At 71.7% G+C, this 13,915-nt stretch carries 19 protein-coding genes; 12 read left to right on the top strand and 7 right to left on the bottom strand.

The annotated features are described in order from the left end of the window. Positions 1 to 29: 29 nt before the first annotated feature. Positions 30 to 515: an NUDIX hydrolase gene (locus tag ACIBF8_RS18990; protein ID WP_396784459.1), complete on the top strand. Its 486-nt coding sequence runs from the start codon at positions 30 to 32 to the stop codon at positions 513 to 515. 49 nt (positions 516 to 564) lie between these two features. Further along, on the top strand, positions 565 to 1,131 hold the full coding sequence (locus ACIBF8_RS18985) for a GNAT family N-acetyltransferase (RefSeq protein WP_396784458.1): 567 nt from the start codon (positions 565 to 567) through the stop codon (positions 1,129 to 1,131). Positions 1,132 to 1,167: 36 nt separating this feature from the next. Here the strand turns inward: ACIBF8_RS18985 and ACIBF8_RS18980 are convergent, their stop codons facing one another. After that, on the bottom strand, positions 1,168 to 1,908 hold the full coding sequence (locus tag ACIBF8_RS18980; protein WP_396784457.1) for an SDR family oxidoreductase: 741 nt from the start codon (positions 1,906 to 1,908) through the stop codon (positions 1,168 to 1,170). Between the two features lie 134 nt (positions 1,909 to 2,042). Here ACIBF8_RS18980 and ACIBF8_RS18975 point away from each other — a divergent pair, with 134 nt between their 5' ends. Then, the gene (locus tag ACIBF8_RS18975; RefSeq protein WP_396784456.1) at positions 2,043 to 2,525 is read left to right on the top strand and encodes an RrF2 family transcriptional regulator; all 483 of its coding nucleotides are present in this window, start codon (positions 2,043 to 2,045) and stop codon (positions 2,523 to 2,525) included. 60 nt (positions 2,526 to 2,585) lie between these two features. On the opposite strand, the gene ACIBF8_RS18970 is transcribed toward ACIBF8_RS18975, so the two are convergent. Further along, positions 2,586 to 4,139, bottom strand: a complete 1,554-nt coding sequence (locus ACIBF8_RS18970) for an ArnT family glycosyltransferase (protein WP_396784455.1) — start codon at positions 4,137 to 4,139, stop codon at positions 2,586 to 2,588. 123 nt (positions 4,140 to 4,262) lie between these two features. On the opposite strand from ACIBF8_RS18970, the gene ACIBF8_RS18965 reads away from it, so the two are divergent. The 3 genes from ACIBF8_RS18965 to ACIBF8_RS18955 are packed head-to-tail and all read left to right on the top strand — an operon-like array spanning position 4,263 to position 6,397. Then, the gene (locus ACIBF8_RS18965) at positions 4,263 to 5,294 is read left to right on the top strand and encodes an aldo/keto reductase (RefSeq protein WP_396784453.1); all 1,032 of its coding nucleotides are present in this window, start codon (positions 4,263 to 4,265) and stop codon (positions 5,292 to 5,294) included. Beyond that, a complete protein-coding gene (locus ACIBF8_RS18960; RefSeq protein ID WP_396784452.1) occupies positions 5,291 to 5,797 on the top strand; it encodes a DinB family protein in 507 nt (168 codons plus the stop codon). Before ACIBF8_RS18965 ends, ACIBF8_RS18960 begins: the two co-directional genes overlap by 4 nt. A gap of 21 nt (positions 5,798 to 5,818) precedes the next feature. Beyond that, on the top strand, positions 5,819 to 6,397 hold the full coding sequence (locus ACIBF8_RS18955) for a GNAT family N-acetyltransferase (protein ID WP_396784451.1): 579 nt from the start codon (positions 5,819 to 5,821) through the stop codon (positions 6,395 to 6,397). On the opposite strand, the gene ACIBF8_RS18950 is transcribed toward ACIBF8_RS18955, so the two are convergent. The 4 genes from ACIBF8_RS18950 to ACIBF8_RS18935 form a co-directional block, all read right to left on the bottom strand. Then, positions 6,394 to 7,311, bottom strand: coding sequence for a hypothetical protein (locus ACIBF8_RS18950; protein WP_396784450.1), 918 nt, complete (start codon positions 7,309 to 7,311; stop codon positions 6,394 to 6,396). The genes ACIBF8_RS18955 and ACIBF8_RS18950 overlap by 4 nt on opposite strands. Continuing rightward, complete coding sequence (locus tag ACIBF8_RS18945) at positions 7,298 to 8,554, bottom strand: hypothetical protein (RefSeq protein WP_396784449.1); 1,257 nt, start codon at positions 8,552 to 8,554, stop codon at positions 7,298 to 7,300. The genes ACIBF8_RS18950 and ACIBF8_RS18945 overlap by 14 nt, the downstream gene beginning before the upstream one ends. A gap of 135 nt (positions 8,555 to 8,689) precedes the next feature. Continuing rightward, positions 8,690 to 8,935 carry a flavin reductase gene (locus tag ACIBF8_RS18940; RefSeq protein WP_396784448.1) on the bottom strand — a complete coding sequence of 82 codons (246 nt, stop codon included), beginning with the start codon at positions 8,933 to 8,935 and terminating at the stop codon, positions 8,690 to 8,692. Beyond that, entirely contained in the window at positions 8,935 to 9,066 is a 132-nt protein-coding gene (locus ACIBF8_RS18935) for a hypothetical protein (RefSeq protein WP_396784447.1), read from the bottom strand. Before ACIBF8_RS18935 ends, ACIBF8_RS18940 begins: the two co-directional genes overlap by 1 nt. 118 nt (positions 9,067 to 9,184) lie before the next feature. Between ACIBF8_RS18935 and ACIBF8_RS18930 the strand changes: the two genes are divergently transcribed. Continuing rightward, the gene (locus tag ACIBF8_RS18930; RefSeq protein ID WP_396784446.1) at positions 9,185 to 9,952 is read left to right on the top strand and encodes a DUF5753 domain-containing protein; all 768 of its coding nucleotides are present in this window, start codon (positions 9,185 to 9,187) and stop codon (positions 9,950 to 9,952) included. Beyond that, on the top strand, positions 9,943 to 10,134 hold the full coding sequence (locus tag ACIBF8_RS18925; RefSeq protein WP_396784444.1) for a DUF397 domain-containing protein: 192 nt from the start codon (positions 9,943 to 9,945) through the stop codon (positions 10,132 to 10,134). Before ACIBF8_RS18930 ends, ACIBF8_RS18925 begins: the two co-directional genes overlap by 10 nt. 224 nt (positions 10,135 to 10,358) lie before the next feature. Here ACIBF8_RS18925 and ACIBF8_RS18920 read toward each other — a convergent pair whose 3' ends face one another. Next, positions 10,359 to 11,591 carry an MFS transporter gene (locus tag ACIBF8_RS18920; RefSeq protein ID WP_396784443.1) on the bottom strand — a complete coding sequence of 411 codons (1,233 nt, stop codon included), beginning with the start codon at positions 11,589 to 11,591 and terminating at the stop codon, positions 10,359 to 10,361. Between the two features lie 68 nt (positions 11,592 to 11,659). Here ACIBF8_RS18920 and ACIBF8_RS18915 point away from each other — a divergent pair, with 68 nt between their 5' ends. From ACIBF8_RS18915 to ACIBF8_RS18900, 4 genes are all read left to right on the top strand, one after another. Next, positions 11,660 to 12,175 carry a MarR family winged helix-turn-helix transcriptional regulator gene (locus ACIBF8_RS18915; protein ID WP_396784442.1) on the top strand — a complete coding sequence of 172 codons (516 nt, stop codon included), beginning with the start codon at positions 11,660 to 11,662 and terminating at the stop codon, positions 12,173 to 12,175. 74 nt (positions 12,176 to 12,249) lie between these two features. Then, positions 12,250 to 12,765, top strand: coding sequence for a DUF2087 domain-containing protein (locus tag ACIBF8_RS18910; protein WP_396784441.1), 516 nt, complete (start codon positions 12,250 to 12,252; stop codon positions 12,763 to 12,765). An 87-nt stretch (positions 12,766 to 12,852) separates the two neighbouring features. Beyond that, on the top strand, positions 12,853 to 13,368 hold the full coding sequence (locus ACIBF8_RS18905; RefSeq protein ID WP_396784440.1) for a GNAT family N-acetyltransferase: 516 nt from the start codon (positions 12,853 to 12,855) through the stop codon (positions 13,366 to 13,368). Positions 13,369 to 13,436: 68 nt separating this feature from the next. Continuing rightward, complete coding sequence (locus ACIBF8_RS18900; protein ID WP_355425716.1) at positions 13,437 to 13,862, top strand: Hsp20/alpha crystallin family protein; 426 nt, start codon at positions 13,437 to 13,439, stop codon at positions 13,860 to 13,862. The last annotated feature ends 53 nt before the right edge of the window (positions 13,863 to 13,915 follow it).

Raw genomic sequence — 13,915 nt, 5'->3', positions numbered from 1 at the left:
GTTCGCGAAACCGCGGGATCCTGGTCCTTATGATCGCGCAACGGCTTCGTGTTGCCGCGTACGCGGTGTGTTGGCGCGACGAGCATCTGCTGCTCGCCCGTTGGGTTTCGCCGGACAGGGTTCGGCGGCACTGGACACTGCCCGGCGGAGGGGTCGAGCACGCCGAGGATCCGTTCGACGCCGTCGTGCGCGAGGTCGCCGAGGAGACAGGGTACGAGGCGCAGGTCGAGCAGTTGCTCGGTGTGAACTCGCGGACGAGGCACGTGGAGGGGCGCCACGACCCGGACGGTGTCGAGTTGCACATGTTGGCGGTCTTCTACCGGGCCGGGATCGTCGGCGGTGAGCTGCGATCCGAGACGGGCGGCACGACCGACCTGGCGCGGTGGGTTCCGCTGGCGCAGGTCGTGACGTTGGAGCGCTCCGTCGTCGTCGACATCGGTCTGGAGCTGCACCGCAGCACGCCACCTACCGGGCACTTGGCGCCGATCCGCACGACCGGCCTGCTGCGGCACTGACGCCGCCCGAGGCGGTCGGTGATCTGCGCGCGGCCCCTAGGATCGGCGGGTGTTGCAGCCCACCTACCCGATCCGCACCGCGCGGCTCAGCCTGCGTCCGGTCACCATCGACGACCTCGACGACGTGTACGCGTACCAGCGTCGACCGGACGTGGTGCGTTGGATGCTCGGCGCCGAGCCGCGTACCCGTGCTCAGTCGCGGGCGTCGGTGCTCGCCATGGCGGGTGAGGACGCGTGGCGCGCGGAGGGTGACTGCCTGACGTTGGCGGTGGTCACCGACGCCGGGGTGATCGGAATTGTGGAGCTGGTGTGGCGCGACGAGCGTGCCTGCAGCGCCGAACTCGGATATGTGTTCCATCCCGATCACGGCGGTCGCGGCCTGGCCACCGAGGCCGCCACGGAGCTTGTGGACTGGGGGTTCAACGAGGCCGGGCTGCACCGGATCTACGCTCGCTGTCATGCCCGCAACGAGGCGTCCGCTCGGTTGATGGCCCGGCTCGGGATGCGCCAGGAGGCTCACCACGTGGAGAGCTACCTCTTCGACGGGACGTGGGCCGACCAACTCGTCTTCGCGATCCTCGCCCGCGAGTGGCGCTCCCGCACGCCGCTGTCCTGAACGACTGCCACAGCGGCGTGCGGGTGGGTCGACTCCTCAGGCCCGACGGCCGAGCCACTCCCGGTAGGCGGTGGGTGCGATGACGGCGTCGTCGGCGCCGGTGAGGACATCACCGGACACGGCGGCGAACATGCCGGCGGTGTCGTCGGTGGTGACGGTGCGCTGGTCACCGCGCGCGGCGAGGGTGATCCGTCCCAACTCGTCGAGGGCGAAGACCTCAGGCCCTGCGACGTTGCGGATGCCCTGCAGTGGCGCGCCCATGCTGACCTCCGCGACGGCCTGCGCCACGTCGGCGGCGGCCATCGGCTGCACCGGCGTGCGGGGCAGGCGCACGGTGGTGTCGTCGGCCGTCCAGGACAGGATCGCGTCGACGAACTCGAAGAACTGGGTGGCGCGGACGATCGAGTACGGAACGGGACCGGCCTTGAGGATGTCCTCCTGGAGGACCTTGGCGCGGTAGTAGTCCAGGTCGGGCACCTGGTCGACGCCGACGATGGAGAGGATCACCGCGTGGCCGACGCCCGCGCGAGCGGCTGCGGCCAGCAGGTTGTCCATGGTCGTCTGGAAGAAGGCGGGCGAGGCCTCGTCGAAGGTCGGCGAGTTGGTCAGGTTGACGACGACCTCGGCGCCGGCGAGCCCGTCGGACAGGCCCTGCCCGGTGAGCAGGTCCACCCCGGTGGACGGCGAGAGCGGCACCGCCTCGTGCCCCGCGGCCTGCAAGATCGTGACGACCTGTGACCCGATGAGGCCGGTCCCGCCCAGTACGGCGATCTTCATGCCCATGCACCTTCCCGTGACTATGTGGTCGTTTGTCCGACTGCGGAAACGCCCGCCGATACTCGGACTTCTTATGTCCGAGAACTATACTCGGACACAATGAGTCCGAGTAACGGGGTGGCTAGGGTGACGTCATGAAGATGTCCGGCGGGGTCGAGTGGGCGCTGCACTGCTGTGTCGTGCTCACCGCCAGCAGCACGCCCGTTCCGGCGGCCAAGCTGGCGGAACTGCACGACGTCTCCAGCAGCTACCTCGCCAAGCAGCTTCAGGCCCTGGCCCGCGCCGACCTGATCCACTCCGTGCAGGGCAAGTCGGGTGGCTACGTGCTGACCCGCGCACCGGAGAGCATCACCCTGCTCGACGTGGTCCGGGCCGTCGACGGCCCCGGCCCGACCTTCGTCTGCACCGAGATCCGCCAGCGCGGCCCCTTCGCGACCCCCGCCGACGCCTGCGGCACGCCCTGCCCGGTCGCCCGCGCCATGTGGGCGGCCGAGGATGCCTGGCGTCAGGCGCTCGCCGCGGTCACGATCGCCGACCTCGCCCGCGACGTCGACACGAACTCCGGCCCGGAAGCCCTGGCCGGCATCCAGGGCTGGCTGACCAGCGGCGCCGGCTGACCCGGCGGAGCCCGCTGATCCCGCGCAACCGGCTGGTCTGGGCGACCGGCGGGGCAACGGTCAGCCGGTGCGGCGTACCTCGGTGTCCCAGATCTGCGCCCACGGACGCCGCAGCTCCCGGCACAGGTAGATCGGGCCGCCGTTCTCGTCGTTCTCCACCTCGACCCGCTGGTCCACCACCCCAGCCAGCGCGCACTGCTCGAACCAGGTGGTGAGCCGGTCGGGGCGCTCCCAGCCGACGGCGATGACCACGTCCGCGTCGGCGGGTGGTCGGCCGAAGTCGACCATGCTGTTGTGCCCGGAGTAGGCGCGCGGCAGATCATGGGTCGGTCCGTAGCGGGCCAGCGCGCCTGCCTCCCCGTAGTTGGCGGTGAGGATGACCGCCCGCGCGCGCTCCTGCGGTGGCAGGCCACGATGGACGGCGGCGATCGAGTCGGCGAACGCCGGCCAGCCGATGGTCTCGCCCGCGTCGTAGTTGACGTCGACCACGAAACCGGGCAACCGATCGGCCGGCAGCACCGGCAGCAGCAACACGATGCTGGGCAGCAGGAACGGCACCGCGCCGAGCACCAGCAGCCCGCGCCGCAACCGCACCGACCCGCGCGAGGCCCAGGCGGCGGTGACGATTGCGCCGGCGGCGGTCAGGACCAGTAACAGCGGCGCGTCGTAGTAGCCCTTGCCGCCGGCGATCAGCACGATGCCGACGACGACCAGCCAGGCCCACCCCACCGCCCGGTACGCCCGCCACTGTGGCCGACGCAGCAGCGCGACGAGGCCGGCGATCCAGATGGGTACGGCGTACGGGCTGATGATGACGAACTGGAGGGTGAGCGCGTTGAGCCGACCACTGTAGGAGCTGTCCCCGTCGGCGATGGAGGCCGCCACGCCGAGCTGCGGAAAACCGTTGGCCGCCTGCCAGATCAGGTTCGGTGCGGCCAGCAGCACGGTGATCCCGGTGGCGGCGAGCACCCACCGGTCGCGCAGCAGCCGACGCGGCCCGGCAATGAGCACCCCGGCGACCAGACCCACGGCCAGCAGCGCGGGCAGCAGCTTGCTGAGCATGCCCACCCCGAGCGCCAGCCCGATGCCCAACGCCCAGCGGCTGTCACCGGTGCGCAGCAGCCGCACCGCGCACCACGCCGCCACCAACCAGACCAGCAGGTCCATGGTGGTGGTGCTGAGCAGGTGACCGTTGGCGAGCACGATGCCGGAGATCGCGGCGAGGACCGCCGCGAAGAGTTGCGCGCCTCGGCCGGCGCCCAGCTCGCGGGCGATCGCGGCGACCAGCAGCACCGCGCCGCCGGCCAGCACCGCCGACGGGGTCCGCAGCACCACCAGGTTGCCCGGGGCGATCGTGTCGAGCAGCCGGGCCAGCGCCGGGACCAGCGGACCCTGATCGACGTAGCCCCAGTCGAGATGCCGACCGGCCAGCAGGAAGTACAGCTCGTCACGGTGGTAGCCGTAACGGTTGGCGAGTAGCAGCAGCGCCACGGTGGTGGCGGCGGCCACCAGCCACGGGCCGCGAGTGCGCTCGCCGGGCTCGGGCGGCGCCGCCGACGGTGGCGACTGATCCGGCTGGTGCGGTCGGTCGATATCGATCGCGGGCTCGCTCACCCGCTCATGATGACCGGCGGCGGCGGCGCGTGGGTGCCCGCACCGGCGTTCGGCACTGTCCCGTATGCGGGTGGCCGGGACGAGTGCGAAGATCAGCTTTGTCACTCGGACCGAAAGGACGATATGCGCTATCGCAATCTGGGCGCCACCGGCACCGTGGTGTCGACCCTCTGTCTGGGCACGATGACCTTCGGCGCGGAGACCGACGAGGCCGGCAGCTTCGCCCAACTGGACCGGTTCGTCGAGGCCGGCGGCACCTTCATCGACACCGCCGACGTCTACTCCACCGGCGTCTCGGAGAACATCATCGGGCGCTGGCTGCGCAGCCGCCCGGACCTGCGTGACCGCCTGGTGATCGCCACCAAGGGGCGGTTCCCGATGGGCCCGGGGGCGAACGACGCCGGCCTGTCCCGGGTGCACCTCACCCGCGCCCTGGACGCCAGCCTGCGCCGGCTCGGTGTCGAGGCCATCGACCTGTACCAGGCGCACGCCTGGGACCCGCTGACCCCGCTGCCGGAGACGCTGCGGTTCTTCGACGACGCGGTCAGCGCCGGCAAGATCCGCTACGCGGGCGTCAGCAACTTCACCGGCTGGCAGTTGCAGAAGGCGGCCCTGCTCACCCAGCACCTCAACCTCACCCCGATCGTGACCCTGCAACCGCAGTACAACCTGCTGGCCCGGGAGATCGAGTTCGAGCTGGTGCCGGTCTGCGAGAACGAGGGCATCGGCATCCTGCCGTGGTCGCCGCTGGGTGGCGGCTGGCTGACCGGCAAGTACCAGCGCGACAGCACGCCCACCGGCGCGACGCGGCTCGGCGAGAACCCGCAGCGCGGCGTCGAGGCGTACGCGGGTCGCAACGCCGAGGAGCGCACCTGGCGGGTGCTCGACGCGGTTCGCCAGATCGCCGGGGACCGCGGCGTGTCCATGTCGGCGGTGGCGCTGGCCTGGCTGGCGGCCCGACCGGCGGTCACCTCGGTGATCCTCGGCGCGCGGACCACCGAGCAGCTCGACGACAACCTGACCGCCGCCGACCTGGTCCTCGACGCCGAGCAGATGCGGCTGCTGGACGAGGCCAGTGCCCCGCCGGTGGGCGACTACCCGTACGGCGGCGCGGGAGTGCGCCAGCGCGCCCGCGACCTGCCGGCCGGGTCATGACGTCGTTCCCCGAGCCCACCGCCCCGGCCGGGAGCCGAACCGAGGTCTTCCTGCGCTACCTGGACTACTTCCGGGAATCGGTGGTGGCCAAGGTGTCGGCACTGGACGAGTCGGAGTTGCGGCGCAGCCGGTTGCCGTCCGGGTGGACCCCACTGGAGCTGCTCACCCATCTGCGCCACGTCGAGCTGCGCTGGATCGAGTGGGGTTTCCAGGGGCGACAGGTCGCCGAGCCGTGGGGTGACCGGCGCGAGGACCGCTGGTACGTCGCCCCCGACGAGACCCGCGCGGATCTGGTGGCGGCGCTGCGGGCGCAGGGCGCGCACACCACGGCCGTGGTGACGGCGCACGACCTGGCCGAGATCGGTGCGCCAGGCCCGCGCTGGAGTGGCGCGGACCCGGCGTCGCTGGAGCGGGTGCTGTTCCACCTGGTGCAGGAGTACGCCCGCCACCTCGGCCACCTCGACGTGGTCGCCGAACTCGCGGGCGGTCCGACCGGAGAGTGAGGCAGCCCCGATAATTGGCGCATGCCGCTGCTCGTCGCGCCCGCCCTGGCCACCGGAAGTCTCGCCGCCCACCAGCAACCCCACCTTCCGGTACGCCCCGGGCTGGCGCTGCGGCCCTGGCGTGACGACGACGCCCCGGCCGTGCGGGCGGCCTTCGACTGTCCGGCGATCCAGCGATGGCACGTCCGCCGTCTGGACAGTGACGACGAGGCACGGTCGTGGACGGCGCAGTGGGCCGGTCGGTGGCGCGACGAGACGGCCGCCAGTTGGGCGATCGTCGACGCCGACGACCGGCCCGTCGGCCAGGTCGGGTTGCGCGACGTGCTGCTGACCGAGGCGTCGGCGCAGGTGTCGTACTGGGTGGTGCCCGCGGCACGCGGTCGGGGAATCGCCACCGAGGCGCTGCTCGCCCTGACCCGGTGGAGCCTCACGCAGGCCGGGCTGCACCGGCTGGCCCTGGAGCACTCGACCGCGAACGCCGCGTCCTGCCGGGTGGCCGCGCGGGCCGGCTTCACCGAGGAGGGCGTGGCCCGAGGGTCGGTTCGGCACGCCGACGGCTGGCACGACATGCACCGGCACGCCCGGCTGGCGACCGGCTAGTAGGGACAGGTGCGCTTGTCGCGCAGCATCTGCGCGTACTCGGCCCCGGTGACGCGCAGCCGGTCGGTCTTGCTGCCGTCCTTGGCCCGACAGTCGTAGATCGGGCTCAGGTAGAACCAGGAGTAGGCCGAGTCGTCCGCGCGTCCGGTCACCTCGAACGGCTTGCCGCCGGGTGCCGAGATCACCATCGTCTGGCGTCGCCCGTCGGCGAGGTAATCCAACTCCAGTCGCCATCGGCAGTGCTGCTTCGCGCTGAGCGCGCGTACCTGAATGACGTTCTTCTCACCCCTGGGCAGGGTGATCTTGTGAGTGGCGAAGAACGGGGCACCGCCATCCTGGCCACCCGGCTCCTCGACGAGCATGCGGGGATTCGGTCGATCCACGTGTGTCACGAGGACGATCTTCTTGGAATCGCCCTGGGATTTGTTGGGCTCCAGGATCCCGGTGAGCGGGGCCCGGCAGGGCTCGACCAGGACGGGCCGTAGATCGACGGCCTCGACGGCCTCGTCCCGGGTGCCGACGAGGGTGATCTCCCAGGTGCTCCGTTCGATGTCGACCGCGCCGGCCTCGACGGTCGGATCGTCCGGGCGCGCGGCGTCCAAACGGGCCAGGTCGGCGTCGGCGGGGTAGAGGTAGTCGAGCGCGCCCTCCTGTGGGTAGGGGACGTGCTTCAGGTCGAGGACGACGAGTGGCCCCCGGCCGGCCAACTCCTCGGCCAGCTCGTTCGCCGGCTTCCACTGGTTGATCATGCCGAGAACGACGGCGCCGATCCAGGTGGCGACCGCACCGACCACGATCGTCAGCAGCCAGGTGACGGGGCGTTTCCACCAGGCGACGGGCGCCGGCGCGGGCGGCGCCACCGGGGCCGGGGTTCGGGCCTTGCGGCGGCGCGGGCGTCTGTCACGTGGGCTCATGAACCGGCGTCTCCTGCGTAGCGATGGACGTGTCGGTGGGGCGACTGCCGTCTGGAGGGCGATCTCCAGGCGGGGCGAGGATTCGGCGGGCCAGCAGCACGGGCAGGCCGACGAGCCAACCCCAGGCCGCGCCGAAGCGCATCGCGGAGGTCAATTGGGCGCTCAGGGACTCCCAGGGGGCGCATCCGGCGGGGGAGTCGGTGAGGACCGCGCAGTCGACAAGGACGTCGGACGTCGCGGTCAGCGCGGACGCCGCGATCGTGATCCCCCAACAGACGACGACGAGCCCGAGGCGGTGCCCGGAACTCGGCAGGTGGGCGAGCAGCACCCAGAGCAGGAGCCACAGCACCAGCAGCAGGGCGAGGGCGAGCACTGACCGGTGCACCCACACGTCCATCGACAGGGGGTTCGACTCGGTCTCGTGAGTCAGGCGGTACTCCACGTCGTCGCGGGTGCGTGGCGGCGGGGACAGGGCGGGGCGGTACAGGAATTCCCTGAGCAGTCCCAGGAAACCTCTCCCCGAATAGCTGTCCCACACGGCGTGGGTGCCGTTGATCAGCAGGAGCACCAACACCGGAAGGACGCCGGCCAGGGCAAGGTTCGCGCCACGTCCCCGGACGTCGCCGATCAGCGGTACGGGGGCCGCCGGCGCCGTTTCGTCAATCGGCTCCTGGTCCTCGTCTTCGTCCTCGTCGGTGTCTTCGTCCAGCCGGTCCATCAGCATCATCGCCAACCTGGCGCCACCGACCAGGCTCGCGTTCACCCCTGCCACGATCCAACCGAGAAAGAGGGCGTCGGAGGTCCAGCCCGACAGCGTCAGGTGCGCGCTGGCGAGGAGCGTGGAGTGATCCAGTGCCTCGTTGGCGTACCAGCCGGCGGGGGCGGTGTGGACACGGACCACGAGGGTGGCCCACCAGAGCAGGTCCGCGACCGCCGTGGCGGTGAGAGCGGCGGCCGCCCCGGTCACCGCCGCGGTGAACGGGTGCGTCTGCCGGGTGACCAGACCGCAGGCCAGATAGGTCGACACCGCGACCAGCAGGATCACGGCCCAACGGAGCGGCTGGATCGCCGCGTCCATCACGGGGGCGGTCATCGAGTCGAGGGGGGCGAAGAAGAGCAGCCCCTTCGCGGTGAGTGTCGGTAGGTCGACGACGGTCCGGGTGACGGTGATCGGCTCCGTCATGGCGCGCAGCTTGGCGGTGACCACCACGTACAGCCCAATGGGGAGCGCCGTCGAGAGCACGGCGACGAATATCCTGAGTGGCCGGGTCATCCGGCCGGCCGGAACTCGAGGCGGTGCGTCACGCCGTCAGTCTCTCGCACTGTGCCCCGTCGGATGAGCCCGCCGAGGCGCCCTCGGGTGGTCGCCGACGCTGTCTCAGCGGGTTTCCGCCCAGCCGACGAAGCGTGGGGTCAGGTCGGGCAGCGCAGTGCCCGGGTTGAGCTTGGTGAGATCGGCGGTGGCCTCCTCCTGGACCGTCGCCAGGTGCGCCAACAGGCCCGGTCGATCCTCGCGGTACTGGCCGAGGAGACGCAGTTTCGCGGCCGAGCACGGCCACAGGATGCCGCAGACCGGGCAGCGCCACGACGGCCGCAGGGGAGTGTGGTTCGGACGCTCGGGCATCAGCGGACCCCCACGGATGCGCGCCGTCGGACCGGTGTGGACTGGCGGGTCTTGACCTGCACGCCGTCGCGCAGCACGAACAACTCGCGCCGTGCGACCGCCCGTAGTGCGCCCCGTACCTCGTTCTGCACAGCTTCTCCTCCTCGTTGCAGCGCCAGCTACACCGCACTTTGCCGGGGGTTGCTGGACAAACACACAGCGTTAACTAATCTCTTCAGGGCACCTGATTTGTGCCAGGGGAGGGATGAGATGAACCACGCCTTTGTCGCGGCGCTGGCTGCGGCGGGTCACACCGCCGAGAGCCTCGCAGGTCAGCTCGGCGTGCATCCGAAGACCGTCGCCAGGTGGGCAAACCCGGGGCACATTCCACAGAGCCGCCACCGTGCGACCGTGGCGGGGCTGCTGGCAAAGGACGCCGACGCGCTGTGGCCGGACGTGGTCCGTCGTCGCGAGCCGGTGTGGTTCCGGCCGTGGGTCGACCTGGAACGTGAGGCCGTGACACTGCGGTCATTCGAGCTGACCTGGGTGCCCGGGTTGCTGCAGACCGAGGCGTACGCGCGGGCGACTCTGGCCGGTGGGGTGCTGACACCGGAGGCGGTCGCCGAGTTCGCCGAGGCGCGGATCAACCGGCAGGCGATCCTCGGCCGCAGCGGCGGACCGCTGCTGATCGCCGTGCTCGACGAGGGGGTGCTGAGGCGGCGGGTCGGTGACGACCGCGCGTTGATGGCGGCACAGCTCGCGCGCCTGGTCGGCTATGCCGAGACGGGCACCATCCAGCTCCACATCGTCCCGGCGGACGCGCCCAGCTACCCCGGGCTCGACGGCCCGTTCACCATCGCCGACATGCCGGACGGGTCGCGGGTCGCACACGTCGACAGCGCGGCGCGGGCGCAGATCCTCGACCAAACGTCGGATCTTGTTAGCCTGGAACGGCGGTGGGAACGTATTCGCGGCGAGGCCCTGCCCCGAGGGCGTTCGTTGGAACTCCTCAGAGAAGCGGCAGCATCATGGACATGACCGGTGCGCGGTGGCGAAAGAGCACGAAGAGCGGCGGCAACGGTGGCAACTGCGTCGAGGTCGCCGACAACGTTCCGGGCGTGGTCCTCGTTCGTGACTCGAAGGACCGCGACGGCGGCACCCTGATGTTCAGCCCGCAGTCGTGGCGTGGCTTCGTCGCGATGGCCCGCGACGTCGGCTGACCGGCCACATCGCACAAGGGCTCCGACGCCTCGCAGCCGTTGCCGGACGAGGTGGCCCTCGACGGTGTCGACGAGTTCGTGACCACCTGCGTCGCGACGACGATCGCGTGGCCGCACAAGCCCACTGTCATCGACTACCACGCCACCGAGGGCCGTTCCTGGCGGCTCTGGTTCTCCGCCGACGGCGCACGGCTCGCGGTCGCCAGGCACGACGAACGATCCGGTCAGCGGCGAGCAGCGGGTTCGGCCGGTTGCGGTTGCGGGGTCGCCGGCCAGGTGAGGCGGCGTACGCCGGGAACGAGCGCGGTGCCCGCGCAGGAGGCGAGGACCAGCAGGCCCGCGACGGCCAGCGGGGCGGGTGCGCCGAACGCGTCGGCGGCCAACGGCGCCAGCGCGTAGCCCAGCGGCATGGCGCCCAGCGACACCAGCCAGTCGTACGAGGTGACCCGGGCCAGGACCTCGGGCGGGAAGTGGTGCTGCACGACGGTCTCCCACACCGGGTTGAGGTAACCGAGGGCGGTCAGCGCCACGGCGTACGCGGCGATGACCGCGGGGGCGGGCGCGGCGACGGCGAGCAGGAACAGCGGCGCGGCGTAGCAGGCCAGGCCGAGGTTGGCCAGCAGCACCGGTCGGTGTAGCCGGACCCGCCCGGCCAGCAGCGAACCGGTGAGCATCCCGATCGCGCCGGCCTGCAACAGCAGCACCCAGGTGGTCTCGCCGCCGAGGCGGTCGATGGCGACGGCCGGTCCGAGGGTCATCAGTACTGCGGCGGCGCCGTTCCACACGCCGTGCCCGAGCAGGCTGGTCCAGAACCAGTCGCGGGCGCGTACCTCGCCGAAGCCGTGTCGCAGGTCGGCGAGGACGGAACGGCGGGGCACCGGCACGTGGCGGACCCGCACCAGCGCGAGCAGCGCGGCGCTGAGCGCGAACGACGCGCCGTCCAGGATGAACGCCCAGCCGGGACCGGCGGCCCAGATCAGCGCGCCGGCCAGCGCCGGTCCGGCCAGGCGGCTGGTGTTGGCGGTGATCCCCATCAGGGCGTTGGCGCGTTGCCGGTCGGCCGGCTCGACGGTGCCGGCGACCAGCGGAGACGCGGTCGGGATGGCGAACGCCGAGGCGGTGCCGCCGAGCGCCGACGCCACGACCACGGTGGTCAGGGACGGGTCGCCGCCGAGCAGTTCCACACCAACCGCGAGCTGGGTCGCGCAGCGGATCAGGTCGGCCAGCAGGGCGACCCGGCGGGCGTCGAACCGGTCGGCCACGACACCGCCGAGCGGCAGCAGGAGCAGCCGGGGGACGACCGCCGCGGCGAGGACGACGGCCAGCGCGCCGGTGGAGCCGGTGGCCCGCAGCACGGCCAGCGCCAACGCGGCGGGCACGACCGCGTCGCCGAGGGCGGAGACGGTGCGACCCAGAAACAGCAGCCGGAAGGAGTGGTTGCGCAGTGGGTGAGCCATAGCCACAACATACTTCGACGTCGAATATTTCGACAATGAATATTTCGGTACTGAGGTAAGGTGGCGTCGTGACCCCCACCCCGGACGCCGTCGACCAGCACATCGAGCGGTGGCTGCCCGTGGTGCCCGACCTCGACGCGGACGTCGAGGGGGCGGTGACCAGGATGATCCGACTGACCCGGCACCTGCGAGCGGTCAAGGAGCGGGTCCTGGTCGACCTCGACCTGCCGGCGCACGAGTACGACACCCTGCACGCTCTGGCCGGTCGCCGTGGCCGAGCCGCGCCCTCGGACCTCGCCGCGGATCTCGCGATGGCCCCCGCCTCGATCACGGCGCGGGTGGACGCGCTGCTGCGGCGGGGTTTCGTGCGCCGGATTCCGTCGACAGTCGACCGTCGGCGGGTGGATGTGGAGCTCACCGAGGCGGGTCAGGCCGCGTGGCGAGGGGCGATGGAGGTCCAGGGCGCGGAGGAGCACCGCCTGTTCGGCGCGCTCACCGCGACCGAGCGGCGACACCTCTCCAACCTGCTGCGCCGGGTGCTGCTCGTCGCCGAGCAGCCCCAGAGCGCGCCGAAGTCCGACTGAGCGGGCCGGGAACCGACTGAGCGGGCCGGGAAAACGCCTGGCGGCCGCGTACCGCCGATGCGAGGGTGACCGGCGTGACTGCGCATGCCTTGGCCGGAGCCCTGGCCGACGACGGACGGCGACGGATCTTCGCGGCGATCGTGCTGGGCGCGACCAGCGCGACCGACGTCGCCCAGCGGACCGGCCTGCCGGCGCGGGTGGTGCTCACCGGGGTTCGCCGACTCGCCGACGCGGGCCTCGTCACGGGCGCGGACGGCGCGCTCGCGGTCGACGACGCGTCGCTGCGGGCGATCGCCCGCGACAGCCGCCCGGCCGACTCGACCGACCCCGACGCCGACCCGGTGCTGCGGACCTTCCTGCGGGGAGACGTCCTGGTGGGTCTGCCGGCACAGCGGGGTCGGCGACGGGTCCTCCTGGCGCACATCGCCGAGCGATCCTTCGAGCCGGGCACCCGCTACCCGGAACGGGCCGTCGACGACGCCCTCAAGCCGTGGTGCGTCGCGGGAGGGTCGGATCACGCGACGCTGCGCCGGTATCTGGTCGACGAGCGGTTGCTCACCCGCGAGCACGGCATCTACCAGCGGCTCTGATCGTCCGTTGCGCGATCGCCCTGCTGCCGGCCCGCCGCCGCCGACGCTGACGGGTAAAGCCGTTGACCGGGCGGTGATGATCGACAGGTGATCACCACCGTCCGACCAGCCTGGGTGACCAGCCCCGTTCGGCCCGACCAGCCCGACGCGGCGCTCCTGCTGCGCGAGTACATGACCGAGATGGTCGACCGCTACCACCGCCGCCCGGCGCTGCCCGGTGAGGTCGACGCGGCGCTGGCCGAGCTGCCCAGCGACGACCTGACCGAGCCGGACGGGCTGCTCCTGCTCGCCCACCACGACGGCGACCTGGCCGGCTGCGCCGGGCTGCGCTGGCGAACGGGCTGGGCCGAGCTGACCCGGGTGTTCGTCCGCCCTGCGCAGCGCGGCGCCGGTGGGGGCGCCGCGCTGCTCGCCGCCGTCGAGGAGCGGGCCCGGGCTGCCGGGGCGGACCGGATCCGCCTCGACACCCGCGCCGACCTGATCGAGGCCCGCGCCCTGTACGCCCGGCACGGTTACCGGGAGATCCCGGCGTACACGCGGGGCCCCTACGCCGAGCACTGGTTCGAGAAGCAGTTGACGTCAGCTCCCGAACGCGCTAAATAAGAGAAGGAAGTTGAGTCACCCCGACTCAACCCATCACCTTCGGCCAGGAGAACCGAGGAGGCATGACCATGTTGATGCGTACCGACCCGTTCCGCGAGATCGACCGGCTCGCCGAGCAGTTCTTCGGTACGGCGGCCCGTCCCGCGACGATGCACCTGGACGCCTACCGCGACGGCGACCACTTCTACGCGGCGTTCGACCTGCCCGGCGTCGACCCGGACAGCATCGACTGCACCGTCGAGCGCAACGTGCTCACCGTCCGCGCCGAGCGCCGCCGGCCCGCCGGCGACGGCGTCGAACTGGTCGCCGCCGAACGCCCGATGGGCACCTTCACCCGGCGGCTGTTCCTCGGCGACACGCTGGACACCGACAAGCTGGAGGCCGGCTACGAGAACGGGGTGCTGACGCTGCGCATCCCGGTCGCCGAACGCGCCAAGCCCCGCCGGGTAACCATCCAGGCCAACGGCGCCGCTCGCCGAGAGATCAACGCCTGATCCGCCACCGCGTCGGGTGGGACCGGCGCGCCTGCACGCCGATCCCACCCGAG

Source organism: Micromonospora sp. NPDC050276, assembly GCF_044459545.1.
Lineage (GTDB): Bacteria > Actinomycetota > Actinomycetes > Mycobacteriales > Micromonosporaceae > Micromonospora.
This window is presented reverse-complemented; position numbering and strand designations above follow the sequence as displayed.